This is a genomic window from Streptomyces rubrogriseus (genome assembly GCF_027947575.1).
GTDB lineage: Bacteria > Actinomycetota > Actinomycetes > Streptomycetales > Streptomycetaceae > Streptomyces > Streptomyces rubrogriseus.
On the sequence record NZ_CP116256.1, the window covers coordinates 7320967 to 7347105 of the forward strand.

Sequence of the window (26139 nt, forward strand, 5' to 3'; positions counted from 1 at the left end):
CGTTTCTCCAGCCTGTGGAACAACTTGTGTTGCACAAGATGCGTCAAATCAGGGCAGGTTGAGCGTTTTCGATGTCGAGCCACCGCTTTCCGGACGGTGCGCCTCGGCCGCCAACTTGGTCCGTACCTACCTCTTGACACCTTCAATTGGTCTGGACCACCTTGTACGTCAGCGGTGGCCACCGTCCCCCATTCCGCCCCACCCCACCCCCGGAGGCAGCAGTGGACCCCGTACGCAGACGCAGCCGCGGAAGACGTGTCGGCTCCTTGACGGGCGCCGTCACCGCCGCCCTGGCCCTCGCGTTCACGGCCGTCGGCCCGGCCTCGGCCGCCGACGTCAACAACGCCAAGAACGCCGGTTTCGAGTCGGGTCTGAGCAACTGGACCTGCTCGGCGAACAGCGGCACCACCGTCGCCTCTCCGGCGCACGCGGGCTCCGCCGCGCTGAAGGCCACCCCGGCGGGGCAGGACAACGCCCGCTGTTCGCAGAGCGTCGCGGTGAAGCCCAACTCGACGTACACGCTGAGCGCCTGGGTGCAGGGCGGCTACTCCTACCTGGGCGTGACGGGCACGGGCACCACGGACGTGTCGACCTGGACCCCGGACTCGACGGCGTGGAAGCAGCTGAAGACCACCTTCAGCACCGGCTCCTCGACGACCTCCGTGTCCGTGTACACGCACGGCTGGTACGGGCAGGCGGCGTACTACGTCGACGACCTGTCCGTCTTCGGCCCCGACGGCGGTGGCGGCGACGGCGACCCCGACCCCACGGTCCCGACCGCTCCGGCCGGCCTGAGCGTCTCCGGCACGACCCCGAACTCCGCCTCCCTCGCCTGGAACACGGTCTCGGGCGCCACCGGCTACAACGTCTACCGCGACGGCACGAAGGTGACCGCGGTGACCGGCACGTCGGCGACGGTGACCGGCCTCGCGGCCTCGACGTCGTACTCCTTCCAGGTCACGGCGACGAACGCGGCCGGTGAGTCGGTGAAGTCGGCGGCGGTCACGGCCCGCACCACGGCGCCCGACGACGGCGGCGGGGACGGCGGCGACCTGCCCAAGCACGCGGTGACCGGCTACTGGCAGAACTTCAACAACGGGGCGACGGTCCAGAAGATCTCCGACGTGCCGTCCGCGTACGACATCATCGCGGTGGCCTTCGCCGACGCGACCACGACGCCGGGCGCCGTGACCTTCAACCTCGACTCGGCCGGACTCGGCGGCTACACCGTCGACCAGTTCAAGGCGGACGTACGGGCCAAGCAGGCCGCGGGCAAGAAGGTCATCATCTCGGTGGGCGGCGAGAAGGGCACCGTCTCGGTGAACAGCTCCGCCTCCGCGACGAACTTCGCGAACTCCGTGTACTCGGTGATGCAGGAGTACGGCTTCGACGGCGTCGACATCGACCTGGAGAACGGCCTCAACCCGACCTACATGACGCAGGCCCTGCGCGCCCTGTCGGCGAAGGCGGGCCCGGACATGATCCTCACGATGGCCCCGCAGACGATCGACATGCAGTCGACGCAGGGCGGCTACTTCCAGACCGCGCTGAACGTGAAGGACATCCTCACGGTCGTCAACATGCAGTACTACAACAGCGGCACGATGCTGGGCTGCGACGGCAAGGTGTACGCCCAGGGCACCGTCGACTTCCTCACCGCCCTGGCCTGCATCCAGCTCGAGGGCGGCCTCGCCCCGTCCCAGGTCGGCCTCGGCCTGCCGGCCTCGACCCGCGCGGCGGGCGGCGGCTACGTCTCCCCGTCGGTGGTCAACGCCGCCCTGGACTGCCTCACCAAGGCGACCAACTGCGGCTCCTTCAAGCCCTCGAAGACGTACCCCGACCTGCGCGGCGCGATGACCTGGTCCACCAACTGGGACGCGACGGCGGGCAACGGCTGGTCGAGCGCGGTGGGCGCCCACGTGGACGCGATGCCGTAACTCCGGCCGCCCCTACCCGTCCGCCCGACTACGCCGACCCGGCCCCTGCCCGCCTACGTGCGGGCGGGGGCCTGTCGCCGGCGTCAGCCGTCTCCCCACGTCGCGCGCAGGTCGGAACACCGCACCAGTACGGTCGCATCCGTCAGCGCGATCTCGTGCACGCAGCCGTCCGGTGTGGGGGTGATCTCGTCGAGGACCACGGTCTGGGCCTCCGTCCAGTCGATCTCCCGGCGGCTCTCCATCGAGAAATACGCGACCCCGACGTACTCGATACGCAGTCCCTCCTCGTGTTTCCACGCGTTCGGAGCGAACCGGATGCTCATGCTCTCGTTCCTGCCCACCGGGACGTGGACGTTGGACAACTCCAGGTCCTTCACGCACCGAGCGCTCCGGAAGTTGTAGTGGTCCGCATCCGTGGCGAACTTCCGCGCCCCCGGTGGCAGATCCTCACTCAGCCTGGGCAGTTGCTCCAGGTACTCCCCGGGATCCACGTGAAACCCGGGCAGTCGCGGGTCCCAATCGGCCTTTACGTACTTCATCCCTTGCAGCTCACTCCTTCGGCCGCCAGACGCGGACGCTTCCATTTGTCCCCGGTGATGTCCATGGTGCCCTTGTCGCCAAGCCGCCCGGTACCTCTCATGAAATCTACGGCCTTCCCCTTCAGCGCGTTCTCGACACTTCGCGGAACATCTACTTCTGCAGCCGACTTCCGGTGTTTGTTGAACCATCCGTCGCTGCCGAAGATTCCGACTTCACGGCCACGTTTGTCGTACACGTGTATCTCAAAGTCAGTGCCCTTTGTGCCTTCCTGCCACGTGTCCATTCTTCCTCGATATCCCTTCCCCAGCCCCAGCGGGTCCTTGGGGCCTCGGGGGGCGAGGCCGAGATAGTCGATCCATGTGTGGGGATTGTGCACGTAGGCGACTGGGTTGGGAGCCGGCTCAAGACCCAACGGGTCCGGCGCCGTGTACCGACCCGTGAGTGGATCGTAGTAGCGGTGATGGTTGTAGTGCAGCCCTGTCTCGGGGTCGAAGTACTGCCCCGGGAACCTGAGCGGCGTGTAGGCGGTGGCTTCCCTGCGCCATTCGGTCACCCCCCACAAAGTGGCCCGGGCGCGCCACGCCACTTCCCCTTGGTCCGACAGAAGTTCGGTCGGAGTACCAATCAGATCAGTCACAATGGCGAAGAACCGAGCGTCGACCTGTTCTCGGGTCTCCTTGTGCGTGACTGTCTCGTTCTGACTGAGAGGAACTACCCCTGTGTGGTCCCAGGACAAGGTCACGGCGCACGGCCGGTCGTCCGCGACAGTGGTCTGTTCGACCAGCGTCGGCCCGTCCCAGGTGAAGTCCGTCTGCTCCGCCACCAACTCACCGTCCTCGGCCAGGCGCTGCTTGGCGATGCGTCGGCCGAGCGGGTCGTACAGGTAACGCCACGTGGTTCCGTCCGGTGTGATCACGGAGGTGAGGTGGTCCTCTGCGTCGTAGGCGAAGCGCCACGTGTCGGGCTTGCGGGAGAGTCTGACCCGTCGGCGTAGGACCATGCGCCCGGCGTCATCGTGCTCGTACCTCACGCTGCCGGCGGTCCGTACAACCGTTCCGGTATATGCGCGGGTGCCACGAGCCTCCGTCTCGGCATGGTGGTCGGGCCAGGTGGCCTGGGCGACGTTGCCCATGGAGTCGTACGCGTAGGACTCGGACCAGCCCTCAGCGTGGATCGAGGTGACGTGCCCGACCGCGTCGAGGTCGAACCGTCTGAATCCGTGTTCGACGTCGGCGAGGCCCACGAGGTGGCCGTCAGGGCGGTAGTGGTAGCTTCGATCGCTGAGCGTCGCGCCGGACACGCTGACAGACTGGGCACTGAGACGGTTCGCCGGATCCCAGACGTACGAAATGGAGACTCGCTCTCCAACGTGCCGGGCCGTCTCACGACCGACGGTGTCGTGACTGAATGCCACGCTCCCCCCGTCCGTTGTCAGCGATGTGCGATTGCCTGCCGGGTCGTACGCGAAGGCGGACGTCGCTCCGGAGGGGGTCACTCGACGAGTCTCACGTCCCAGTACGTCATAGTCACGGCGCAGGGTGCGCCCGTTCGTGGTCTCGGCCACGATGCGTCCGTTTTCGTCCCAGTCGAGGGAAAGAGTCGCGTCGGGGCCGACAGCTTGCAACAGTCGGCCCTCCGCGTCATATGTGTATGTCGTGTTCGAACCAGCGGCGCTTTTCCAGTCGATGCGCCCCAGAGGATCACGGCCGAAGCGAATCGTCTGTCCCAGCGGTGTGGTTCGGGCAATGAGCCGACCGGCGGCGTCGTGCTGGTAGGAGTGGGTCCGGCCGTCGAAGTCCGTCTCTGACGTCAGCAGGCCGGTCGAGTCGTAGGAGTAGGACCAGTCGAGACCTTGGGGATTAGCGACCCGAGTAAGACGCAGTTCGGTGTCGTACTGAAAGTCGTAGCGACTCCCGTCCGGCAGGACACGCGCGGCGAGAAGGTCGAACGTGGTGTATTCATAACGCGTCCTACCACCTTGCGGGTCCACGTGCTCAAGGCAGTTTCCTTCGCCGTCATAGAACCACGTCTCACTATCGCCACTGGGATTGGTACGGCGAACCAGTCGCCCCTCCACCGTCCACTCCAGGCGGGTCGAGTGGCCCAGGGAATCGGTGATGACGACCGGTCGCCCAAGTGAGTCACGTTCGTAGCGGACAGCCGACCCCATGGGATCGGTGACCTCCTCGGGCAGCCCGCTGCGGTCGCAGCGAACGCGCGTCACTTGTCCGAGAGCGTCAACGACCTTTGTCAGTTGCCCACACGACCCGTACTCGTACCGGGTGACACTCCCGCCCGGGTCGGTGATCGCAGTACGGTTCCCTTTTTCGTCGTATTCCTGATGCCAGACAGCGCCGTCCGGGTACCGGACAGTGACAGGCAACGTGTGCTCGTTGTATTCCGCGGCCGCCGTACTGCCGTCCGCCCGAGTCACTGCGGTCAGATTTCCAGCCACGTCGTATGCGTACCGCGTTGACAGCCCGACTTCATCAGTGACGGTGACCAGCCGCAGACTCTCGTCCCATTCCTGAGTCATGGCGGCTCCCCGCGGGTTGGTCTCGCGGATCAGGCGGAGCGCCGTGTTATGGGTGTAGGCGCGGGTGTGGCCCAAGGAATCGGTCACACATGTGGTTCTCGTCTCGTCGTCGTAGGAAAGAGTCGAGGCCAGCGCGGAACCGGAACCGCCAGTGGCCCTCACTCGTCCTTGACCGTCATAGGCGTACCAATAATTGACGTTGTTACGGTCCGTCCACGAGGTGATGCGCCCCTCGGAGTCATAGGTGTAACGCATAGACGTGCCTGATGAATTGATTTCGCCCACCAACCGACCAGAATCGTCGTACTCATATCCGAGCAGGCTGGTGGGTGCGGCATGCGGGTCTGCGCAGTCGAGTAGACGCAAGCCCGTGATGCGCGACAGAGACGGGTGGTGGTCCAAAGCGATGTGGTATCCGCCGGAGTGAATCATCTCCGTCGGGATGTCGCCCTCGGCGTAGACGACGGTGATGCGATTGCCGTTGCGGTCCTGGACGTGCTGGAGGGGCAGGTCCACCGCCGTGCCGACCGCCGCGACGACCGGGCTGTGAAACACCTGCGTCAGGCCGCTGTCCGGGTCGGTGACACGGAGAGCGCCGTCGACATCATCGTCCCAGGCGAGGGTCAGGCGGGAACCTGCGGTTTCCGGGCATACCGCCTCGCCCGTCTCCGGATCGGGAAATGGAAAGCAGATGCGGGCGCCGTCCGCCCCTGCGTAAACGATGCATTCGTCGTCGACCTGCACGCGCTGGTCCAGCGTGGAGGCCCAAGACGGGCCGAACCAGCCGCCCCAACGGTAGGAAGAGAGGTGGGTCCGCTCCAGCACCAGGGGCAGCACTCCCGGCAACGACACGTCGGTGCGGGTCAGCACCATGTCGCCAGTAGCGACGTCGATCGGATCCCGCACGAACTTCTTGATCTCGTTGCGGATCGAGGCGGGCAGCTTGTCGAAGCCCGGATTGAGTCTCAGCCGCTCGAACGTCGCGCAGTTCAGCTTCAGGCCCTTGCCGAGCTTGGCCAGGTCGGCGGGTTTGAGGGCCTTCAGGCCCTTGCCGAGGGCCTTGCCCAGGGCGCCGAAGCCGACGCCCAGCAAGGCGCCCTCGGTGAGGATGCCGGCGAGTTTCTCCGGGTCCTTGAAGGCTTCCGGGTCGCGCAGGAGCGTGTCGAAGGCGGAGAACTTCATGCCCTCCTTCGCCATCTTCCCGGCCGCCGCGACCCCGCGGATCTCCTTCAGCGTCTTCAGCGCCCGCTCGACCGCCCGGATGACCTCCATCACCCCGCGGATCGCGGACGCCAGGACGGTGCCCTCCTGCTCGATCCGGGCGACCAGCGCGACCACCTTCGCCGCCCGCGAGCCGGCCATCAGCGTCGAGACGACCGCCGACGTGCCGCCGGTCAGCACGGACAGGGCGAGCCCCGCCAGTTCCAGTTCGGCGATCTCCGCCAGGATGACGCCGATCTCCGAAAGCAGCTCGTGCGCCTTGTCCGCGAAGTCGTCCAGCGCCTTCGCGCCCTCGCGGAGGGAGTCGGCCATCTCCGTGGCCTGCTTGCGAGCCGACTTGGCCCGCTTGTGGAGGGCCTTGGCGGCCTTGCCCTCCCACTCCACGTCCGCCAGTGACTTGCGCGCCGCCTCGGCCGCGTCGTCCAGGCCCTCGGCCAGCGCGCGCCACTTCTTGGCGAGTTCCCGGATGCCGTCCGGGTCCACCGCCGGGTCGGTGATGCCCAGGAACTCCAAGCCGTCGGCGACCGTGTCGCCGAACATGTGGTTGAACTTGTTGATGTAGTGCAGCGGGTTGAGGTCGACCACGCCCCGCTCAGCCCTTCTTCGCCCGCGCCGCAGCCGTCAGCAGCACCTCGAGCAGGTCGAAGGCGTCGGAGACGTCGCCCATGAACTTCGCCTCCGTCTCCCACTCCTCGTCCAGCTGCTTCGTCAGCTTCACGAGCGTGGTCATGCCCTCCTCGATGTCGTCCTTCGCGCCGAGGAGCGACCCCAGGGCGCCGAGGGCGGACAGGTCCTGCGATGCGGACTCGAACTCCTGCAACGGCTTGGCCGTGTGGTGTCCCACCGCCCGCAGCCCCGACGCCGCCTTGTGCAGCGACGCTGCCTCTTTCGCCAGGTCCGCCATGCCGGCCCTCCCCCGTGACTCACCCTGTGCACCTGCCAACGCGACGACGGTAGTGAGGGCGGTTCTACGGCAGGTATGGGCGGAGCCAAGGGACGGCAAAGTCCGACTGTGACCTACGTCCTCAAGGCGCCCCGTACGCCGCCGCGCTCGCCCTCGGCAGAGTCGTTCTGCAGGGAGGGAGCGAGCTGCTTCCGGCTCGGCACCGACACCACCGGCAACGAGGCCGACCACCTGCTGTGAATCCCGCTGTGAAGTCCGTGTGAAACATTTCCCGGGGTCCACCGCATCAATGAGGTGAAGGCGGTACACGGCGGCGGGGAGAGCGCGTAGATGAGGCAGGGGCGGGCGGACGAGTACGCCGAGTTCGCGGTGGCGCGGGCCGGGCACCTGTACCGGTCCGCGTGTCTGCTCACCGCCGGGGACACGCATCTGGCCGAGGATCTCGTGCAGGAGACCTTCGGGCGGCTCTACGTGCGGTGGGGGCGGGTGTCGCGGGCGGAGAACCCGGCCGCCTACGCGCAGACCGTGCTCACCCGCGCCTTCCTCGCCCATCAGCGGCGGCGCAGCAGCGGGGAGCGGGCGACCGACGTGTTCCCCGATCTGCCCGGCGCCGGTGACGGGGACGCGTCCCTGCGGCTGACCCTGCTGGACGCGCTCGCGCGGCTGCCCGCCAAGGACCGGGCCGTGGTCGTCCTGCGGTACTGGGACGACCGCTCGGTCGAGCAGACCGCCGACGTGCTCGGCGTCAGTTCGGCGGCGGTGCGGACGCGGTGTTCGCGGGCGCTCGGCCGACTGCGGGGGCTGCTGGGCGAGGACCTCTCGGAGTACGCCAGACCCTAGGGGGTGTCGTTTGGATCTTGCCGGGGTCGCGGGCCCTGGCACGCACATCTGCGGCGTTGTCGTCGGTTGCCAACGCTCCGCGTTGTCGCCCTCCTCCGCCTTGCAGCTGCACGCACCAGACCCCGCTCGGGTCGGCCACAGGGCACCGTCGGCCGCGGCCGGCCTGATCCAAACGACACCCCCTAGGCGGCCCCTGCCCGGACCGTCTCTCGTTCGCCGCTCGGAGCGGCTCATTTCGACTCACGTGTGGAAAGGGTGGTTCACCATGCTCGAAAACGATCGTCAGGACCCCTTCGAGGACCGGCTGGGCGCCGCCCTGCGCGACGCCGGTGACGGCTTCGAGGCCGATCGGGCGTCCCTCGTCACCGCCGGGCGGGTCCGGGGGCGGCGGGCCCTGCTACGGCGCAGGGCGGCCGTGGTGAGCGGGGTGGCCGGGGTCGCGCTGGCCGGGGTGGGCGGGGTGCTGGTCCTCCCGGCGGACGACCCGGCCGGCCCCGACCGGTCCCGGACGGCCTCCGCCGCCTCCGCCGGCACCGCGACCGCTGCCGCGGCCGCCTTCTCCGGCGACGACCTGCTGCGCGAGCTCAAGGGCCTGCTTCCCGGGGGAACGTACGGCGAGGAGTCGGCCCGGGGCTCGGACCACCAACTGGGCCCGGCCGTGCGGCTCGTGTACGACGACGGGGACGGGGCCGCCGCCGTCGGCATGGGCTTCGCGCGGGTGGAGCCGGGCAGCGCCCGGGTGCGGGAGCTGATGGCGTGTCCCGACCACAACATGACGCCGTACGACGACTGCTCCTCCGACCGGCTCGCCGACGGTTCGCTGCTCAGGCTGTACCAGGGCTACGAGTATCCGGATATGCGCGTGGACACCAAGCTCTGGACCGCCGACCTCGTCACCGCCGAGGGACAGCACGTCAGCGTCTCCGAGTGGAACTCCCCCGCGGAGAAGGGCGCCCCGGTCAGCCGGGACGAGCCTCCCCTGTCGACGGAGCGGCTGCGGAAGCTCGTCACCGCCGGGGTGTGGCGCGAGGTGGTCGACGCCATTCCCAAGAGCCCCAAGCCGTCGCGGTCGGCCGCGCCCCGCACCGAGCAGCCCGCGGCCTCGGGGAAGTCGGTCGGCGACACGCTCGCCGCGCTGCTCCCCGAGAAGCTGGACGTCGTCGCGCACGGCGGGCAGGAGTCGGAGTACGCGTACGTCGTCGTGGACGACGGGCGGGGCCGCAGCCTCGTCCAGATCAACGTGCAGTACGGGATGGCCGACGTCGCCGGGCAGCTGTACGCCGACGGCGAGACCCTGCCCGACGGCACGCGCGTCGCGACCCGGCAGGGTCCCGGCGAGAAGGCCGGTTCCGGCGTGGTGATGTGGACCGTTGACACGCTGCGCCCCGGGCCGGCGGGCTTCCGCGTGGTCATCAGCGCCTTCAACACCGACGACCAGAACGAGGACGCCACCCGGGACGCGCCCGCTGTGAGCATGGAGCGGCTGCGGGAGATCGCGCTCAGCGAGGAGTGGGACCGGTTGCGTTGACCGCGCCCGATGCCGCGTCGGCCGGCCGGCCCTTGGGGACCTCCGACCGACCTGCCACGTGAACAGACAGTCGGGTGGGCCCAGGCGGCGAGGTGTACGACTGCTGGCCGTGCCTTGCCGCCGACGCCTGACCGGTTCCGGACAGGTCCTCAACAGTCCGGAAGAGCAGCATCTCGACCGGTCACATCGGCTCCCACTCGGACTCGGATTCAGCCGGATCCTGGTTGGTGTCCTCGCTCCGGTAGTCCTTCGGAAGGTTGAGCACGAGGTCACCGGAAGGGCCACGGTAGAACCTGGCACCGGGGGCCTCGGCCATGATTTTGTCTTCCACGTACTTGCGGGCCGCTGGGACTTCAGCGAGCCACTTCGGCATGATCCAGTTACGGAAGAGCATGCCGTGACCACCCGAGGCGACCACTCGGTAGCCGTACTTCTTGCCGATGAACTGGTTCGCGGCCTCGAAGGCCCACTGGCAGGCCGCGCAGGCCAGCTTGACGCCGCCGATGTCGACGGTCTTCCTCCCCTGCTCTTCTGTACGCTGATTGGCCTTCCAGTGGGCGATGTGCTGACCGAGCAGCGTCAACTCGGCGTGCTGCGATCCCGGCTGGCCACCGTTGGTGTCCCCGACGCGGGAGCCGCTCCAGTCGGGGTTGCCCATGGCGTTGACGACTGCGCCCAGTTGTGGCCTGTTGTAATTGCCTTCGAAGTAGTCGCCGGCTTGTGCCGCCCGGACCTTGAAGAGGTCCTTGTCCATGCGCCGGTCTCCGTACGGCGGCACGGATTCGTCTCGTACACCGGCCAGTTCGTGGTTGATGCCGTCCCGCTGATCTTCTGTGACGTGGTTCCTGCCGGTGTTGCCGGCGATGCCCAGCCGGCCGTTCGGCATGACGGAGGTCGCCAGGTGCGGTGTTCCCCCTTGCGGGATCTGATCCATCCCGAGTCGCCCCAACCGGTCGAGCATCCGCAGTTCGGGCGAGCGGGAGTTCGAGACCCGCCCCGGGCCCTTCTTCCTGCGGTACATCCGGGCCTTGTAGACGGGAACCTCCGCGGCGCTGGAGTAGTGCTTGGCGGCGAATTCGGCCTCGAGCCGTGCCTTAAGCAGTTGACGTTCTCCACCATGGGCGGGGCGCATCCTCTGCGAGTCGGGCGCGCCGCTCTGCCACTCGCCGGTGGTCGCGTTGAACCACTCCGTCGGCTTCGCCTCCTCCTTCGCCTCTCCGGTCACGGGCGCAGGCGCTCGCTGGACAGTTGTGGCGCCTGAAGCGGCGGTGCGGGTCCCGGGCGCGACGGCCTCGGCACCGGTTCGGGCCTGACCGCGTCCAGCGCCGCGCTGGTTCCTTGATTCCTCAACCACTCGGGTCGCCGCGACGTTCCCGACCGCGCGCTGGAGGGTCAGGGCAGCCGTAGCGGACAGCTGTCCAGACTTCAGCTCCGGACGCGCCGACGCCGGTCTGCCGACGGCCGGTGCACCCTTGGGGGTTTCCTTGCCGAGTGCTTCGGGCAGGTCTCGCGCGCGCAATGGGAATCCTCTCGGGGCCCGGGACGGATCTCCCTTGATATCGTGCCGGGGGCCTTCGAACCAGAGCGGTTTGGGCAGGATCCGGTGCCCGAGGTGGCCAGATCTGGTCCTGATCTTCCGGCCCGGTCGGCTGCCCGGGCAGCCACCGTTCCCTCTCCCGTTCCGAAGGAATGTCCCGGGCCTGCGCCTGTCCGGCCAGTGGAGGGGCGCCCTCACCGGCACCGACAGCAGCAGTCGGCACGTCTACGCTGACCGCCGAGTCAGTCGACGGTGCCCCTTTCGACCTGGTTGCGGACTAGAAGAACTCCGACCACGGCTGGTCCCAGATCTGCTTCACGCACAGGACCAGGAACAGCAGCCCGGCCACGGCGAGCATGCCGTTGCTGAGGCTGCCGTTGCGCCATTCGCGGGGTGTGCGCGAGGAGTTGAGGAGCCACATCAGGGTGAGGGCGAGGAAGGGCATGAAGGCGGCGCCCAGGACGCCGTAGATGATGATCAGGCGGAAGGGCTCGTCCTGGAACAGCAGGATCATCGGCGGGAAGGTCAGCCAGAGCAGGTAGGCGCGGAAGGCCCAGGAGCGTTCGCGGCGGCCCGAGGCCAACTCGTCGCCCCGCGCCTCGCGTTCGCCGCGGCGGCGGGCCAGGAAGTCGGCGAACATCAGACTCACGCCGTGCCAGACGCCGATCAGCGAGGTGAAGCTGGTGGCGAAGAAGCCGATCAGGAAGAGCTTGCCGGTCGCCGTGCCGTACTCCTGCTCCAGGACGTCGCCGAGCTGGATCAGGCCCTTGTCGCCGCTCGCGATCGCGATGTTGGCCGAGTGCAGCAGCTCGGCGCCGACGAGGAGCATCGCGACGACGAAGATGCCGGTGGTGGCGTAGGCGACCCGGTTGTCCAGCCGCATGACCTTCATCCAGCCGGTGTTGGTCCAGCCCTTGGCGTTGACCCAGTAGCCGTAGGCGGCCAGCGTGATGGTGCCGCCCACGCCGCCGATCAGGCCCAGGGTGTTGAGGACCGAGTCCTTCTCGTCCGGGAGGACCGGGAGGAGGCCGGCGAAGGCGTCGCCCAGGTTGGGCGTGACGCGGATCGCCAGGTACAGCGTGACGACGAACATGACGCCCACCAGGACGGTCATGACCTTCTCGAAGACGTTGTACTTGTTGAACCAGACGAAGACCAGGCCCACCAGGCCGCAGGCGATGCCCCACCATTCGAGGTCCATGACGTCCGGGAAGAGGGCCTGGAGGGGGAGGGCGCTGGACGACATCGCCGCGGCGCCGTAGACGAAGCCCCAGATCACCGCGTAGATCGCGAAGAACCACGTGGTCCAGGAGCCGATGCTCGCCCAGCCGTCGAAGAGGGTGCGGCCGGTGGCCAGGTGCCAGCGGCCGCACGCCTCGGCGAGGGAGATCTTCACGAGGCAGCCGATGACCGCCGCCCAGAGCAGGGTGTAGCCGAAGTTGCTGCCCGCGATGAGGGTGGCCACGAGGTCGCCGGCGCCCACACCGGTCGCGGCGACGACGATCCCCGGGCCGATGTAGCGCCAACTGGACTTACGGGGGGCCTGGTCGGCCCCGGCCGATACGCCTGCGTCTGAGGTGTTGCCCGTGGTGTCCGCCATGGAGGTCAAGAAAGCCCATGGCCGCCGGTGCGACAAGAGGGCGTGCACGGATCTTCACCCGAAACGCTTACTCCGCGCGGGCCTTGGTCTCCTCGGCGCCCTCGGCGTCCTCGGCGTCCTTCTCTGCCCCGTCCGCCGTGTCCGCCGTCTCTTCGGCCTCCACCTCGGCCTCCACCTCGGTTTCGGACTCCGCCTCGCCGTCCTCGAAGTACGCGTCCAGGACCTCGTCCAGGGCCGATTCCCACTCGGCGAAACGGCTTCGGGAGGCGGCCTCGATCTCGATCGGGTACCAGCGGCGGTCCGGCGTGTGCACCGTGACCGTGAACCGCTTGCCGAAGCGGCCGGTCTCCGTCTCGACCGCCCCGACCTCGTCCCAGCGGAACTCACAGCCCTGGTCGTCGAGGGAGAGCCGTACGCCCTTGTGGTCGGCGACGATCCTGGCGCGGCGGTCGGAGGCCTCGAAGACGGGGCCGTCCACGGGGGCCTCGTCCTCCGCTTCCCGGGCGTCCTCGGCGTCCGCGGCGGGCGGTTCACCGGCGACCGAGGGCTCCGCGGTCTCCGCGGACTCCGCGTCGGCGTCCGTCTCCGCCTCGTCGCGTCTCACGTCCTCGGGCTCACCGGACACGGGTGCGGTGAGCCCGGGGATGAATGCCGGGTCGAATCCGGCGCCTTCCAGGGGCTGGCTCGTCGATCCTCTGCGCTGCTCCACGCGGGCAGTATGGTCGACGATCCTGTGTCGGACACAGCCAGCCCCGACTTCGTTATCAGACGCCTACACGAGCCGCCCGTACGAGCCGTACAAGCTACGAGCTACGAGCCGTACGAGTTACGAGTCGCGCGAGCCCCCGCCTACACGAACAGGCTCACCACCGCGGCCACCACGAACCCGGCGACCGACAGGACGCTCTCCAGCACGGTCCACGTCTTGAGCGTGTCCCGCTCGCTGATGCCGAAGTACTTGGCGACCATCCAGAAGCCGCCGTCGTTGACGTGCGAGGCGAAGATGGAGCCCGCCGAGATGGCCATGATGACCAGCGCGACGAACGCCTGCGAGTGGTCGCCCTCGGCCAGCAGCGGCGCCACGATGCCCGCCGTCGTCACGATGGCCACCGTCGCCGAGCCCTGCGCGACCCGCAGCACCACGGAGATCAGGTAGGCGAGGACGATCACCGGCAGGCCGACGTCGTTGAAGGTGTCGGAGAGTGCCTGGGCGACGCCGCTGGCCTTGAGGACGGCGCCGAAGACACCGCCCGCACCGACCACCAGCAGGATGTTGCCGACCGGCTTCAGCGAGGCCGTCGAGACGGTCTCCAGGGACTTGCGGGACCAGCCGCGCCGGATGCCGAGCAGGTAGTAGGCGAGGAGCAGGGCGATGGTCAGGGCGACGAACGGGTTGCCGAAGAACTCGATCACCGAGCGGAGGGTGGACGGGTCCAGGGCGATGGAGGAGAAGGTCGCGGCGAGGATCAGGACCAGCGGGGTGCCGATGATGCCGAGGACCGTGCCGAGCGCGACCGGGGTCTCGGTGGGCGCGACGCCCGCCGTGCGCTGCTCCTCGATGACGGCCTGCTTGGCCTCCTCGGACGCCTCGACCATGTCCTGCGGCACGGGCACGAAGATGCGGCGGCCGATCCAGGCGGAGAACACCCAGGCGGCGAGGACGGCGGGGATGCCGCAGACGATGCCCATGAGGATGATCCAGCCGAGCTTCACGTTCAGCAGTCCGGCGGCGGCCACCGGGCCGGGGTGCGGCGGCAGGAAGGCGTGGGTCATGGACAGGCCGGCCAGCAGCGGCAGGCAGTAGAGCAGGATCGACTTGCCGGAGCGCTTGGCGGCGGCGTAGACGATGGGCGCGAGGACGAAGATGCCCACGTCGAAGAAGACCGGGATGCCGAAGATCAGGCCGGTGAGGCCCATGGCGAGCGGGGCCCGCTTCTCCCCGAAGAGGCCGAGCAGGCGGGAGGCCAGCACCTGTGCGCCGCCGCTGACTTCGAGGATCGCGCCGAGCATGGTGCCCAGGCCGATGATGATGGCGACGTGGCCGAGGATGCCGCCCATGCCGGACTCGATGGTCGAGACGGCGTCCGACTTCTGGACGGTGCCGAAGAGTTCGGTGACCGACAGGCCGGCGAGCAGGCCGACGGCTATGGAGACGGCGAGCAGCGCCACGAAGGGCTGCAAGCGCACCTTGATGATGAGGAAGAGCAGCAGCGCGATGCCGATGGCGGCGACGGTCAGCAGACCGGCGGTGCCGTCGATCAGGGTGAGCAGACCGCCGGTGTGGGGTGGGGCCTCGGAGGCGGCGGCAAGAGGGAGGGACGAGTAGGACATACGGGGGTCCTCTGGATAAGTACATGGAGCTTTCGGGCAGGGAGGAGCGCGGCACGGCGCCCCGAGGGGTGGGGCGCCGTGCCGTTCACAGCAGTCGGGCGGAGCGGAGGGGAAGGTCAGCCGAGGACGGCGAGCGCGTCGATCTCGATGAGGAGGCCCGCGGGCAGACCGACGTAGACGGTCGTGCGCGCGGCGGGCGGCTGGGTGAGGCCCTGCTCCGCGAAGTAGGCGTTGTAGATCTCGTTCATCTCGGCGAAGTGGTCCACGTCCGTGAGGTAGACGCGGATCATCATCACGTCGTCCCAGGAGGCGCCGCCCTCCTCCAGGATCGCCTTGACGTTGGCGAGGGTCTGGAGGGTCTGCTCGCGCAGGGTCGGGCCGGCCGGGGTGGGGGCCTTGCCCTCCTCGTGGGGGAGGAAACCGACCTGGCCGGCGACCTGGAGGATGTTGCCCTTCTTCACGCCGTGGCTGAACTTCGCCGGGGGGACGGTGTGGGTCGCGGGGACGAGAGCGATCTTGTCGGTCATGCGGTGACTTCCTTGACTGGGGTCCTGCCGGAGTACTCGCCGCTGATGGCGTCCGCAGTACGGCGCACCAGCGGGAGCAGGGTGAGGAGTTCGTCTGCGGTGACGACCACGTTCGGCGCGGAGACCGACATGGCGGCCACCACCCGGCCGTCGGCGCCCCGGATGGGCGCGGCGACGCAGTTGATGGACTCCTCGTGGCCACCGAGGTCGGTGGCCCAGCCCTGTTCGCGCACCTTGGCGAGTTCCTTGAGGAACCCGTCGGCGTTGGGTGTCGAACGGGCCGTGTACATGGGGTAGTCGAGCTGCTCGGCCACGGCCCGGCGCTCGTCCTCGGGGAGGTCGGCCAGCAGCAGCTTGGCGACGGCCGCGACGGTGATGGCGACGGGCTTGCCGATCCGGGAGTACATGCGGACCGGGTAGCGGCTCTCGACCTTGTCGATGTAGAGCACCTCGTCCTCCTCGTGGACGGCGAGGTGGACGGTGTGTCCGACCTGCTCGTTGAGGCGTACGAGGTGGGGGTGGGCGATCTCGCGGACGTCGAGGTTCTCCATCGCCTCCTGGGCGAGGGAGATGAGCCGGGCGCCGAGGCGGTAGCGCTGGTCGGACTGCCGGTAGACGAAGCCGTGTTCGTGGAGGGTGCGCAGCAGCCGCAGGGCCGTGGACTTGTGCACGCCCAGGCGCTCGGCGACCCGGCCCAGGTCGGCGGGGCCCTCGGCGAGCAGCGGCAGGATGCTGAGCGCGCGGTCGACGGTCTGACTCATGGCGTACGTACCTCCTCCTCGGCCCCTTCCGCGGCGTGTGTCCAGCCGGGGCCGAGTCGCAGTCTCCCCCACGCGGCGTCGTCGAGGGCGACGAGGCGGTCGGCGTGACCGCGGGCGGGGGGTGCGGCGAGGTCGGCGGGGACGGTGAGGGCGGCGGCGGCCCAGAGGTGGCCGTGGCGCAGGCGCTCGCGTACGGGCTTTCCGCGCAGGGTGGCGGAGAGGAACCCGGCGGCGAAGGCGTCGCCCGCGCCGACGGCGGCGACGACGTCGACGTGCAGGGCGGGCACGGAGGTGGCGTCGGTGCCGTGGAAGGCGGTGGCGCCGCTCGCGCCCTGTTTGACGACGAGCAGCTCCGGCTCGGGCAGCGCGGCGCGGACGGCCTCGGGTCCGCCGAGACCCCAGGCGTCCCGTGCCTCGTCGTCGCCGACGAAGACGAGGTCGGCGCCGCGGGCCAGTTCCAGGAGCACCTCGGGGCCGTGTCCGTGCCGGGCGTCGCGCCACAGGCCCGGGCGGTGGTTGACGTCGAAGGAGACCAGGGGCCGGCCGGGTCGGCGGGCGGTCAGCTCGCGCACCAGGCCGAGGCAGTCGGCGGAGAGCGCGGGGGTGATGCCGGACAGGTGCAGGACGCGGCCGGAGCGGATCGCGTCGAGGTCCATGGTGTCCACGGACATCGCGGAGGCGGCCGAGCCCGCCCGGTAGTAGGCCACCTCGTGCGCGTCGGTGGCGCGGTCACCCGCGGTGCGGAAGTAGACGCCGGTGGGGCGGGCGGGGTCGCGGCGCACGGCGGAGACGTCGACGCCGTAGGCGCCGATCGCCTCGACGAGGTGGTCGCCGAAGCCGTCGGCGCCGGCCCGGCCGATCCAGCGGGCGGAGTGTCCGGCGGCGGCGAGCACGCAGGCCACGTTGGACTCGGCGCCGCCTATGGCGCGGTCGAAGGAGGGGACGTCGGCGAGGCGCCCGGGCCGGGAGGGCAGGAAGGTGACCATGGACTCGCCGAGCGCGACGACGTCCACGACGTCGGGGGCGGTGCTGGTTCGTCCGATGGCGGTCACGATGGTGGGGGCTCCTCGTCGCGTCTCGCGGGCGGCTGCTCCGTTGACCCCGCGTTCGCCGAGATGTTAGACAGCAGTAAGCGATATACGCAACGATCGTTGCAGGATTTGCAACGGATCAGATCAGGGAGGCTCCATGGCCCTCGACAACGGCCCCGCAGGCGGCCGCGAAGCCCTCGCCGAGCTGGCCGGGGAGCGTGTCGACCACCGCTTCAAGGGCCTCCCGCCGGACGCCTACGGCCTGACCGTCGCCGAGCTGGCCGGACAGCGCCGCAACCTCTTCACCGGCGGTTTCACCACCCCCGTCCTCGCGCTGTCCGCCGAGCGCCTGGAGCACAACCTGAAGCTCATGGAGACGTACTCCGCCCGGCACGGCCTCGCCTTCGCGCCGCACGGCAAGACCTCCATGGCGCCGCAGCTCTTCCACCGCCAGATCGAGCACGGCGCCTGGGGCATCACCCTGGCCGTGCCGCACCAGGTACGGGTGGCGCGGGCGTTCGGCATCCAGCGGGTCTTCCTGGCCAACGAGCTGGTCGACGCCGCCGCCCTGCGCTGGATCTCCGCCGAGCTGGACGCCGACCCGGACTTCGGCTTCCTCTGCTACGTCGACTCCGTGCGCGGCGTCGAGCTGATGGACGCGGCCCTGACGGACGCGGGCGCCGCCCGCCCGGTGGACGTCGTGGTCGAGCTGGGCGCCGGTGCGGGCGCTCGGACCGGTGTGCGCACCGAGGCCGAGTGCGCCGCGGTCGCCGACGCGGTGGCCGGCGCGCGGACGCTGCGGCTGGCCGGTGTCGCCGGGTACGAGGGCGAGGTGCCGGACGCCGACCCGGAGCGGGTGCACGCGTGGCTGCGGCGGCTGGTCGCGCTCGCCGTCGAATTCGACAAGGCCGGGCGGTTCGACGGCCTGGAGGAGATCCTGCTGAGCGCGGGCGGCAGCGCCTGGTTCGACGCGGTGGCCGACGTGTTCGCCGAGGTCCCCGACCTGTCCCGGCCGGTGCTGAAGCTGCTGCGCTCGGGCGCGTACGTCTCCCACGACGACGGCCACTACCGCGAGCTGACCCCCTTCAACCGGGTCCCCGAGGAGGGCGCCCTGGAGCCCGCGTTCCGGCTGTGGAGCCAGGTCGTCTCCCGCCCCTCCCCCGAGCAGGCGTTCACCAACGCGGGCAAGCGGGACGCGGCGTACGACCTGCACCTGCCCTTCGCCCAGGTGGTGCGCCCCGCGGACGGCGGTCCGGAGCGTCCGGCGACCGGCGTCGAGGTGACCGGTCTGTCCGACCAGCACGCCTGGCTGCGCACGGGCGGGGAGGCGGACCTGGCGGTGGGCGACTGGGTCGGGGCGGGCCTGTCCCACCCGTGCACCTCCTTCGACAAGTGGCAGCTGATCCCGCTCGCGCAGGCGGACGGGACGGTCGTCGACTACATCCGCACGTTCTTCTAGAGGACCCGGGATCCAGGAGGAGTCAGGCATGGAAGAGCTGGTCATCAGGGACGCCGACGTCGTGGACGGCTCCGGCGGCGACTCCTACCGAGCCGACGTCGTGGTCGACGGCGGCCGGATCGTCTCGATCGTCAAGGAGGCGGCGGCCGCCGGCTGCCAGCGCCCCAAGGCGCGCCGGGAGCTGGACGCCGAGGGCCTGGTCCTGTCCCCCGGCTTCATCGACATGCACGCCCACAGCGACCTGGCGCTGCTGCGGGACCCCGACCACAGCGCCAAGGCCGCCCAGGGCGTCACCCTGGAGGTCATCGGCCAGGACGGACTGTCGTACGCGCCGGTCGACGACCGCACCCTCGGCGAGGTGCGCCGGGCGATCGCCGGGTGGAACGGCCACGGGGACGACGTCGACTTCGACTGGCGGTCGGTCGGCGAGTACCTGGACCGGCTCGACCGGGGCATCGCGGTCAACGCCGCGTACCTGATCCCGCAGGGCACGGTGCGCGCCCTCGCCGTCGGCTGGGACGACCGGGAGGCGACGGAGGCGGAGCTGGAGCACATGCGGCGCCTGGTCGCCGAGGGCCTGGAGCAGGGCGCGGTCGGCCTGTCGTCGGGGCTGACCTACACGCCCGGGATGTACGCCAAGGACGCCGAGCTGACCGAGCTGTGCCGGGTGGTGGCGTCGTACGGCGGCTACTACTGCCCGCACCACCGCTCGTACGGGGCGGGGGCCCTGAAGGCGTACGAGGAGATGGTGGAGCTGACCCGGGAGGCGGGCTGCCCGCTGCACCTGGCGCACGCCACCATGAACTTCGGCGTGAACAAGGGCAAGGCGCCCGAGCTGCTGACCCTGCTCGACGAGGCACTCGCGGGCGGCGCCGACATCACCCTCGACACCTACCCGTACACCCCTGGCTGCACCACCCTCGTGGCGCTGCTGCCGAGCTGGGCGAGCGAGGGCGGTCCGGAGCAGATCCTGAAGCGGCTGGCGGACGACGACACCGCCGAACGCATCCGGCACCACATGGAGGAGATCGGCTCCGACGGCTCCCACGGCGTGCCCATGGAGTGGGAGACGATCGAGATCTCCGGCACGGGCGACCCGGCGCTCGCCGAGTACGTCGGCCGCACGGTGCTGGAGTCGGCGCGGCTGCGCGGCGAGAGCCCGTGGACGGTCGCCCGGAACCTGCTGCTGGCCGACCGGCTGGCGCCGACCATCCTCCAGCACGTCGGCCACGAGGAGAACGTGCGCGCGATCATGCGGCACCGGGTCCACACCGGCGGCTCGGACGGCATCCTCCAGGGCGCCAAGCCGCACCCGCGCGCCTACGGCACCTTCCCGCACTACCTGGGCCACTACGTGCGCGAGCTGGGCGTGCTCCCGCTGGAGGAGTGCGTCGCCCACCTCACCTCGCGCCCGGCGGCCCGGCTGCGGCTGCCGGACCGGGGGCTGGTCCGCGAGGGGTACCGCGCCGACCTGGTGCTCTTCGACCCGGCGACGGTGGCCGCCGGCAGCTCGTTCGAGGAGCCGCGGGTGCTGCCCACGGGCATCCCGTACGTGCTGGTCGACGGGCGTTTCGTGATGGAGGACGGGCGGCGCACCGACGTGCTGGCCGGACGGTCGGTGCGCCGGGTTCCGCGCTGAGCCCGGGCCGGTCCGCCGGGGCCGGCGCGGGCAGCCCCTACGGCTTGGGCAGGACGCAGCCGCTGCGCGAGAGGTCGAGCTTGTTGTCCAGGCCGAAGCAGGCGGGGATCTGGTAGGTCTGCTGGCCGTAGTTGATGCCCTCGCGGACCGTCACGGTGCCGTCCTCGGCGACCTCGCAGGGGTTGTTGTCGGTGCAGCGCCCGCCGTCCTCGTTGCCCGTGTTGTTGACGGCGACGACCTCGCCGGTGGCGTTGTCGACGACGGGCGATCCGGAGGTGCCGCCGATGGTCTGGCAGGCGGAGGTGTAGCGGACCGAGTCCTTCCAGGTCCACTCCCCCTCCTTCAGGCGGTAGGCGAACCCGTCGACATTGCAGGCGTAGGTGCGCTTCCAGTAGCCGGAGACGACGGTGATCGCGGTACCGGCCGTGGGTCGGGTGTCGTTCAGGGTGAGCGGGCTGATCCCGTAGGAGCCGCGGATCTGGGCGTACGTGCTGGTGAGCTGGTAGAGCGAGACGTCCGTGTCGGTCATCGTCGCGTAGGCGATCTTGCCGGCCCGCAGCGTGCCGACCCGGGTGCCGGAGGCGTTGAGCAGCCCGAAGGTGCGGCTGGAGGGCTGGTCCACGACGACCTCGCCGGCCGCCGGGAAGCCGGTCTCCAGGCAGTGGCCGTTGGACATGACGAGCGCCGGGTCGTCGTCCTCGGAGGCGGGCAGGCGCACGACCGAGCCGGAGCAGTTGCTGAGCGCGACGGTGCCGGCGAAGGACACGGCGCGGACGGCGGGAGCCGCGGATGACACGGGCGACGCGGTAGCCGCGGTAGCCGCGGATGACGCGGGAGCCGCGGGTGACGCGGCCGCCGGTGCCACGCCGACCCCGGTGACGGCCAGGGTGGCGAGCGCGGCAAGGAGAGGCTTGTTCATGTGGGGGTCCCCTCTTTGGAGGGCACCGGCCGGAGGTCGTCCGGGCGGCGCCGTATTGTCATGAGCATTCTCATGACGGAGAGGGGTGCGGACAAGGGCCGGTAACCGGCCGCCAGTTGGCGCGAACCGGCCCGCCGGCACCGTCACCGGCGGCCGCGGCCACCCGGACGGGGGCGTCTCACGTGGCGGAAGACACGGCCCATGGGCCGTAACCGGGTCGTAAGCTCGCGGACATGCAGGTGATCCAGTCGACCAAGCTCGCCAACGTCTGTTACGAGATCCGGGGCCCGGTGCTCGAGGAGGCGATGCGGCTGGAGGCGGCCGGGCACCGCATCCTGAAGCTGAACACCGGCAATCCGGCGGCCTTCGGCTTCGAGTGCCCGCCGGAGATCCTGGAGGACATCCTCCGCAACGTCTCCACGGCGCACGGCTACGGCGACGCGAAGGGCCTGCTGGCGGCGCGCCGGGCCGTCGTCATGCACAACCAGACCCTCGGCATCGAGACGGACGTCGAGCACGTCTTCATCGGCAACGGCGTCTCCGAGCTGATCGTGATGGCGATGCAGGGCCTGCTCGACGACGGCGACGAGGTCCTCGTCCCGGCCCCGGACTACCCGCTGTGGACGGCCGCCGTCTCACTGTCCGGCGGTACGGCGGTGCACTACCGCTGCGACGAGCAGTCCGACTGGATGCCCGACCTCGCGGACGTGGAGCGGAAGATCACCGACCGCACCAAGGCACTGGTGATCATCAATCCGAACAACCCGACGGGCGCGGTCTACGACGACGCGATGCTGCGCGGGCTGACGGACATCGCGCGCCGGCACAACCTGCTGGTCTGCTCCGACGAGATCTACGACAAGATCCTCTACGACGACGCCACCCACACCCCGACCGCCGCGATCGCCCCCGACCTGCTCACCCTCACCTTCAACGGCATGTCGAAGGCGTACCGGGTGGCCGGTTACCGGGTCGGCTGGATGTCGATCTCCGGGCCGCGCGCGCACGCCGAGTCCTACATCGAGGGCCTGACGATCCTGGCGAACATGCGCCTGTGCGCCAACATGCCGGGCCAGCACGGCGTGGTCGCGGCGCTCAGCGGGCGGCAGACCATCAACGAGCTGGTGCTGCCGGGCGGGCGGCTGCGCGAGCAGCGGGACGCCGCCCACGAGGCGCTGACCAGCATTCCCGGCGTGACCTGCGTGAAGCCGAAGGGTGCGCTGTATCTCTTCCCACGGCTCGACCCCAAGGTGTTCAAGATCAAGGACGACCGGCGGATGGTCCTGGACCTGCTGCGCCAGGAGAAGATCATGGTCGTCCAGGGCACCGGCTTCAACTGGCCCGAGCCCGACCACTTCCGGGTGGTGACCCTGCCGACGGCCGCGGACCTGCGCGAGGCGGTGGGCCGGATCGGGAACTTCCTGGACGGCTACGGCCAGCACTGAGTGTCCCGAACACCGTCAACTTTAGATTGAATCTAATATAGGATGGCTTCCTGAAGCACTCAGGAGGCCATCCATGTACGAGCCGATCCGCAGCAAGTCGGTCCACAGCACGATGGCCGGCACCACCACGGACTTCCCCGGCCGATCCCGGGACGAGGAGCTGGACATCCAGCTCGCCGGCCATCTCGCGGCGCTGCTCGCCGTCACCGACGAACTGCGCGCGCTGGGCCCCGACACCGGCCTGGACGCCGCCGCCGAGCGGCTGGCCGAGCAGGTGACCCGGCTGCGGGGAGGGCAGGCGCCGACCCGCCTGCAAGTGGCCGCCGCCCGCACGGAGCCGCTACCGGCGGCCCTGCACCGGCGGGCGCACACCCTGGCGGCCCGCGCCCTGGTGGTCGCGGCCTCCCGCGCCGACACGGCGGTCGCGATCCTGACCGCCGAGCGCATGGACGCGCACTCCGCGGCCCTGGAGCCGCGCCCGCTCGCGTCCCGCTAGCCCTCCCGGGCCCCCGAACGGCCCCGGTCCGCGCGCACCCGCAGCGACGCGCGGACCGGGTGCCACACATCCTCCGTCCGCCGGTCAGCCGAAGATCACCGTCAGGACGACGAAGACCAGGATGATCGCGAGAACGATCGCCCACACGGGCCAGGTACCGCGGCCGTCCGGGTCCTCCGGGCCGCCACCGCGCGGGCGGTCCTCCTTCAGCTGCGGGTCGGGGTCCCGCGGCCGGTCCCGCTTGTAGAAGTCGTCACCGTCTGCCATGCCCGGCCCCTCTCCCTTTCCCTGTTCTCCGCGGTCGCGCTCCTCCTGGTTCTCGCGGTCGCACTCCCCCGAGTACCGCGCGCAGAGTGGCGCATGCCCGTCGCGCGCCGGGGCGTTGTCGGTGGGCGCGCCTAGGATCGCTCCGCGTCAAGGGGATCAGGGGCGTCGGCGGCCCGGCGGCCGGCCCACCGAGCGAGCGGACGGAGAACGCCGTTGTCCTCGATACACGACTTCGCGACCTGGGAGCCGTTGCTGCGGCTCGTGCGGGCGTCCCACCCGGAGCGGCTCGCCGGGCCCGGGGGTCACGTCATGGGGCAGATCGGTCTCGGCGGGTGGAGCGTGCCCGTGCGGCGGCCGCACCCCGCGCCGGGGCGCGCGTCGCTGGTGGAGGACATGCAGGACGAGTTCACCGCGGTGGAGGCGATCCAGGCCGCCCTGAGGGCCCACGGCAAGGACTCGGTGTCGTTCATGGTCGAGACGCTCGCGGACGGGAGGACCGCGCTCCATGTCGTCGACTCCGGCCCCGCCGTGGAGCACGGCCTCGTCAGCCCCTTCGTCGGGACCCTGGTGCTGGTCGAGGGGGCGGTCCCCGAGCCCTGGCGGCGGCTGCCCGAAGCGGTGCCGGGGGCGGTTCCGGCGCCGTCGGCGGACCCGGCGCTGCTGGAGCGGACCCTGCGCGAGCGGCTCCCCGAAGCGGTCGGCGCGACCGAGGCGGAGATCGCCGAGGCGCAGGCGCGCCTCGGTGTCACGCTGCCCGACGAGCTGAAGGCGCTCTACCGCGTGGTCCGGGCACGGTGGCAGGACTGGCGCGGCGACTACGCGGCGCAGGAGCGCGTCGTCGACGCGGTCGGCTGTGAGCTGCTCCCCCTGGACCAGCTGTACGTCGCGGACGCGCGGTCCCGCCCGTGCCTGTGGCAGTTCGCCGCCACGGACGCCGTCGTCACCGCACCGGACGCCGCCGTGCAGGGCCTCGTCGGCTCGCCCGGCTGGATCGCCTTCGGCGACAACGGCGGCGGCGACCGGCTCGCCCTCGACCTGACCCCGGGGCCGGGCGGGCACACCGGGCAGGTCGTCATGATCGGCCACGAGGACAGCATCGGCGCCGGACTGCTCGCCGAGTCCCTCACCGACATGGTGGTGAACGGCCGGGCGGAGTGGAACGCGGGCCGGAACCGGGACGAACCGCCGGTGGTCGCCCGGCTGAACGTCCTCGGCGACGACGTGTCGGCCGCCGCCCGTCCCGAGCTGGAGGTGCTCGTGCTCGGCGGGCGGGAGGGCGAGCCGCGCAGCCTCGCCCCCGTCGCCGGACTCCCCCGGCTGCGCACCCTCGACGCCTACCCGGGCACGCTCGCCGACCCGCTGGAGATCGCCGGGCTGACGCGTCTGGAGTACCTGCGCCTCGGCCCCCGGGACTGGCGCGTCCTGCTCGACGCGGGCGCCGTCCCCCCAAGTCTGCTGGCGGCCCACATCGCGGTGCGGGGCGAACACCACCCGCCGGAGATCATCGCCCTCGCCAACGAGCTCCTGTCCCTGTGGGACCGCCCGCTGATCAGCCGGACGGTCCTCGAAGGCGACCTGGGCACCGACCGGACGGCGGAGGGCGGCGCCCGGTGAGCGGGGACGGTCTCGAGGGGCTGCTGGCGGCCGTTCACCGGCTGACCGCGCAGCGCACGGGCACGCCGGTGTGCGGGACGGCGGGGCACGGCGCGGGGCACGTGTGCCTGGTGCCGCCCGCGGGGGCCGGTCTGCCCGGCATCGAGGAGGCGATCGGCTCGCGGTTCGGGGAGCCGCTCCGCCTCGTCACCGGCGGCACCACCGAGGCGGCGGGCGGGCCGGCCGGGCTGCCGCTCGGCACGCCGTTCGGGGAGCGGGTCGTCGAGATGCGGGCGTGGCCGTACGGGGACCGGTGGATCGGCTGCGGCACGGTGCGCGCCGACGACGCGGACGGTGCCGTCCGGCCCGTGGTGCTCGTCGCCGAGCGGGCGGATCCCGCGGCCGGGGCGAGTGCGCCCGCGACCTGGGTGGACGGGATCGTCGCCGTCACCGGGTGGGGGACGGCGCGGGCCCGGGCGGTCGACTGGCCGGCGGTGGAGGCACGGCTCGGGACGCCGCTGCCCGGCGACTACAAGCGGCTCGTCGAGATCTTCGGCGGCGCCGGTGCCTTCGACGGCTACCTGCAACTCCAGGTCCCCGACGCGCACGACCGGAGCGCGGACATCGTCCGGCACACCGCGTGGCTCGGGGAGTGGGCCCGCACGCACGGCAGCCGCCTGTGGGAGCCGTACCCGGTGTATCCGGCCCCCGGCGGGCTGCTGCAGTGGGCGAGCACCGAGCAGGCGGACGGTTTCTACTGGCTCACCGGGGATCCCGACCCGGACAGGTGGCCCGTACTGGCGAAGGAGGACGTCCCCGACTCCTGGCAGCGGTTCGACGGCCCGGCCGGGGAGTTCGTCCACCGCATGCTCACCGAGCCGGACCACCCGTTCTCCACGGCCCGCTGGTTCGACGTCCACTGGTACCAGGACTACGGACCGGCGGCCTCGGACGAAGGCCGGGTCTGACGGCACCATCGGCACCATCGGCACCTGGCGGACCGTTCGGAGCGCCGACCGCCGTACCGG

22 protein-coding genes are annotated in these 26139 nt (G+C 70.5%); 10 read left to right on the forward strand and 12 right to left on the reverse strand.

The window, feature by feature from the left end; all coding sequences use genetic code 11:
- The first annotated feature begins 221 nt into the window (after positions 1-221).
- Positions 222-1937 (forward strand): chitinase, encoded by a 1716-nt coding sequence (locus Sru02f_RS32800; protein ID WP_109033181.1) that lies wholly within the window; start codon positions 222-224, stop codon positions 1935-1937.
- A gap of 83 nt (positions 1938-2020) precedes the next feature.
- On the opposite strand, the gene Sru02f_RS32805 is transcribed toward Sru02f_RS32800, so the two are convergent.
- Genes Sru02f_RS32805 through Sru02f_RS32815 form a run of 3 tightly spaced genes read right to left on the reverse strand, consistent with a single transcriptional unit; the run spans position 2021 to position 7138 of the window.
- A complete protein-coding gene (locus Sru02f_RS32805) occupies positions 2021-2476 on the reverse strand; it encodes a hypothetical protein (protein ID WP_109033180.1) in 456 nt (151 codons plus the stop codon).
- Positions 2473-6819 (reverse strand): DUF6531 domain-containing protein, encoded by a 4347-nt coding sequence (locus Sru02f_RS32810; protein WP_109033179.1) that lies wholly within the window; start codon positions 6817-6819, stop codon positions 2473-2475. The genes Sru02f_RS32805 and Sru02f_RS32810 overlap by 4 nt, the downstream gene beginning before the upstream one ends.
- A gap of 7 nt (positions 6820-6826) precedes the next feature.
- Entirely contained in the window at positions 6827-7138 is a 312-nt protein-coding gene (locus tag Sru02f_RS32815) for a hypothetical protein (RefSeq protein WP_109033178.1), read from the reverse strand.
- A gap of 108 nt (positions 7139-7246) precedes the next feature.
- On the opposite strand from Sru02f_RS32815, the gene Sru02f_RS32820 reads away from it, so the two are divergent.
- The 3 genes from Sru02f_RS32820 (at position 7247) to Sru02f_RS32830 (ending at position 9506) form a co-directional block, all read left to right on the forward strand.
- The gene (locus Sru02f_RS32820; protein WP_280524903.1) at positions 7247-7378 is read left to right on the forward strand and encodes a hypothetical protein; all 132 of its coding nucleotides are present in this window, start codon (positions 7247-7249) and stop codon (positions 7376-7378) included.
- Between the two features lie 90 nt (positions 7379-7468).
- On the forward strand, positions 7469-7978 hold the full coding sequence (locus tag Sru02f_RS32825) for a SigE family RNA polymerase sigma factor (RefSeq protein WP_109033177.1): 510 nt from the start codon (positions 7469-7471) through the stop codon (positions 7976-7978).
- Positions 7979-8243: 265 nt separating this feature from the next.
- Complete coding sequence (locus Sru02f_RS32830; RefSeq protein ID WP_109033175.1) at positions 8244-9506, forward strand: hypothetical protein; 1263 nt, start codon at positions 8244-8246, stop codon at positions 9504-9506.
- Between the two features lie 181 nt (positions 9507-9687).
- On the opposite strand, the gene Sru02f_RS32835 is transcribed toward Sru02f_RS32830, so the two are convergent.
- The 7 genes from Sru02f_RS32835 to Sru02f_RS32865 all read right to left on the reverse strand — a co-directional run bounded on the left by Sru02f_RS32835 (position 9688) and on the right by Sru02f_RS32865 (position 17314).
- A complete protein-coding gene (locus tag Sru02f_RS32835) occupies positions 9688-10731 on the reverse strand; it encodes a hypothetical protein (RefSeq protein WP_109033174.1) in 1044 nt (347 codons plus the stop codon).
- Positions 10732-11320: 589 nt separating this feature from the next.
- Positions 11321-12643 carry an Nramp family divalent metal transporter gene (locus Sru02f_RS32840; protein ID WP_174855144.1) on the reverse strand — a complete coding sequence of 441 codons (1323 nt, stop codon included), beginning with the start codon at positions 12641-12643 and terminating at the stop codon, positions 11321-11323.
- A 67-nt stretch (positions 12644-12710) separates the two neighbouring features.
- The gene (locus Sru02f_RS32845; protein WP_109033172.1) at positions 12711-13352 is read right to left on the reverse strand and encodes a hypothetical protein; all 642 of its coding nucleotides are present in this window, start codon (positions 13350-13352) and stop codon (positions 12711-12713) included.
- Between the two features lie 140 nt (positions 13353-13492).
- On the reverse strand, positions 13493-14974 hold the full coding sequence (locus tag Sru02f_RS32850) for a GntP family permease (protein WP_109033171.1): 1482 nt from the start codon (positions 14972-14974) through the stop codon (positions 13493-13495).
- Between the two features lie 116 nt (positions 14975-15090).
- Complete coding sequence (locus Sru02f_RS32855) at positions 15091-15501, reverse strand: RidA family protein (RefSeq protein WP_109033170.1); 411 nt, start codon at positions 15499-15501, stop codon at positions 15091-15093.
- Positions 15498-16262 (reverse strand): IclR family transcriptional regulator, encoded by a 765-nt coding sequence (locus Sru02f_RS32860; RefSeq protein ID WP_109033169.1) that lies wholly within the window; start codon positions 16260-16262, stop codon positions 15498-15500. Before Sru02f_RS32860 ends, Sru02f_RS32855 begins: the two co-directional genes overlap by 4 nt.
- Positions 16259-17314: a sugar kinase gene (locus tag Sru02f_RS32865; RefSeq protein ID WP_109033168.1), complete on the reverse strand. Its 1056-nt coding sequence runs from the start codon at positions 17312-17314 to the stop codon at positions 16259-16261. Before Sru02f_RS32865 ends, Sru02f_RS32860 begins: the two co-directional genes overlap by 4 nt.
- Before the next feature lie 136 nt (positions 17315-17450).
- Between Sru02f_RS32865 and Sru02f_RS32870 the strand changes: the two genes are divergently transcribed.
- Together Sru02f_RS32870 and Sru02f_RS32875 are read left to right on the forward strand one after the other, a co-directional pair.
- On the forward strand, positions 17451-18752 hold the full coding sequence (locus Sru02f_RS32870; RefSeq protein WP_109033167.1) for an amino acid deaminase: 1302 nt from the start codon (positions 17451-17453) through the stop codon (positions 18750-18752).
- Between the two features lie 28 nt (positions 18753-18780).
- Positions 18781-20391, forward strand: a complete 1611-nt coding sequence (locus Sru02f_RS32875) for an N-acyl-D-amino-acid deacylase family protein (protein WP_109033166.1) — start codon at positions 18781-18783, stop codon at positions 20389-20391.
- Positions 20392-20428: 37 nt separating this feature from the next.
- On the opposite strand, the gene Sru02f_RS32880 is transcribed toward Sru02f_RS32875, so the two are convergent.
- Positions 20429-21310, reverse strand: coding sequence for a S1 family peptidase (locus Sru02f_RS32880; RefSeq protein WP_109033165.1), 882 nt, complete (start codon positions 21308-21310; stop codon positions 20429-20431).
- Between the two features lie 233 nt (positions 21311-21543).
- Between Sru02f_RS32880 and Sru02f_RS32885 the strand changes: the two genes are divergently transcribed.
- Together Sru02f_RS32885 and Sru02f_RS32890 are read left to right on the forward strand one after the other, a co-directional pair.
- The gene (locus Sru02f_RS32885; protein ID WP_102931996.1) at positions 21544-22755 is read left to right on the forward strand and encodes a pyridoxal phosphate-dependent aminotransferase; all 1212 of its coding nucleotides are present in this window, start codon (positions 21544-21546) and stop codon (positions 22753-22755) included.
- 73 nt (positions 22756-22828) lie between these two features.
- Complete coding sequence (locus Sru02f_RS32890; RefSeq protein WP_109033164.1) at positions 22829-23251, forward strand: SCO4983 family protein; 423 nt, start codon at positions 22829-22831, stop codon at positions 23249-23251.
- A gap of 84 nt (positions 23252-23335) precedes the next feature.
- On the opposite strand, the gene Sru02f_RS32895 is transcribed toward Sru02f_RS32890, so the two are convergent.
- Positions 23336-23518: a hypothetical protein gene (locus Sru02f_RS32895; protein WP_109033163.1), complete on the reverse strand. Its 183-nt coding sequence runs from the start codon at positions 23516-23518 to the stop codon at positions 23336-23338.
- A 213-nt stretch (positions 23519-23731) separates the two neighbouring features.
- Here Sru02f_RS32895 and Sru02f_RS32900 point away from each other — a divergent pair, with 213 nt between their 5' ends.
- Positions 23732-25132: an SMI1/KNR4 family protein gene (locus Sru02f_RS32900; protein WP_109033162.1), complete on the forward strand. Its 1401-nt coding sequence runs from the start codon at positions 23732-23734 to the stop codon at positions 25130-25132.
- Positions 25129-26079 (forward strand): SMI1/KNR4 family protein, encoded by a 951-nt coding sequence (locus Sru02f_RS32905; protein WP_109033161.1) that lies wholly within the window; start codon positions 25129-25131, stop codon positions 26077-26079. The genes Sru02f_RS32900 and Sru02f_RS32905 overlap by 4 nt, the downstream gene beginning before the upstream one ends.
- Positions 26080-26139: the final 60 nt, after the last annotated feature.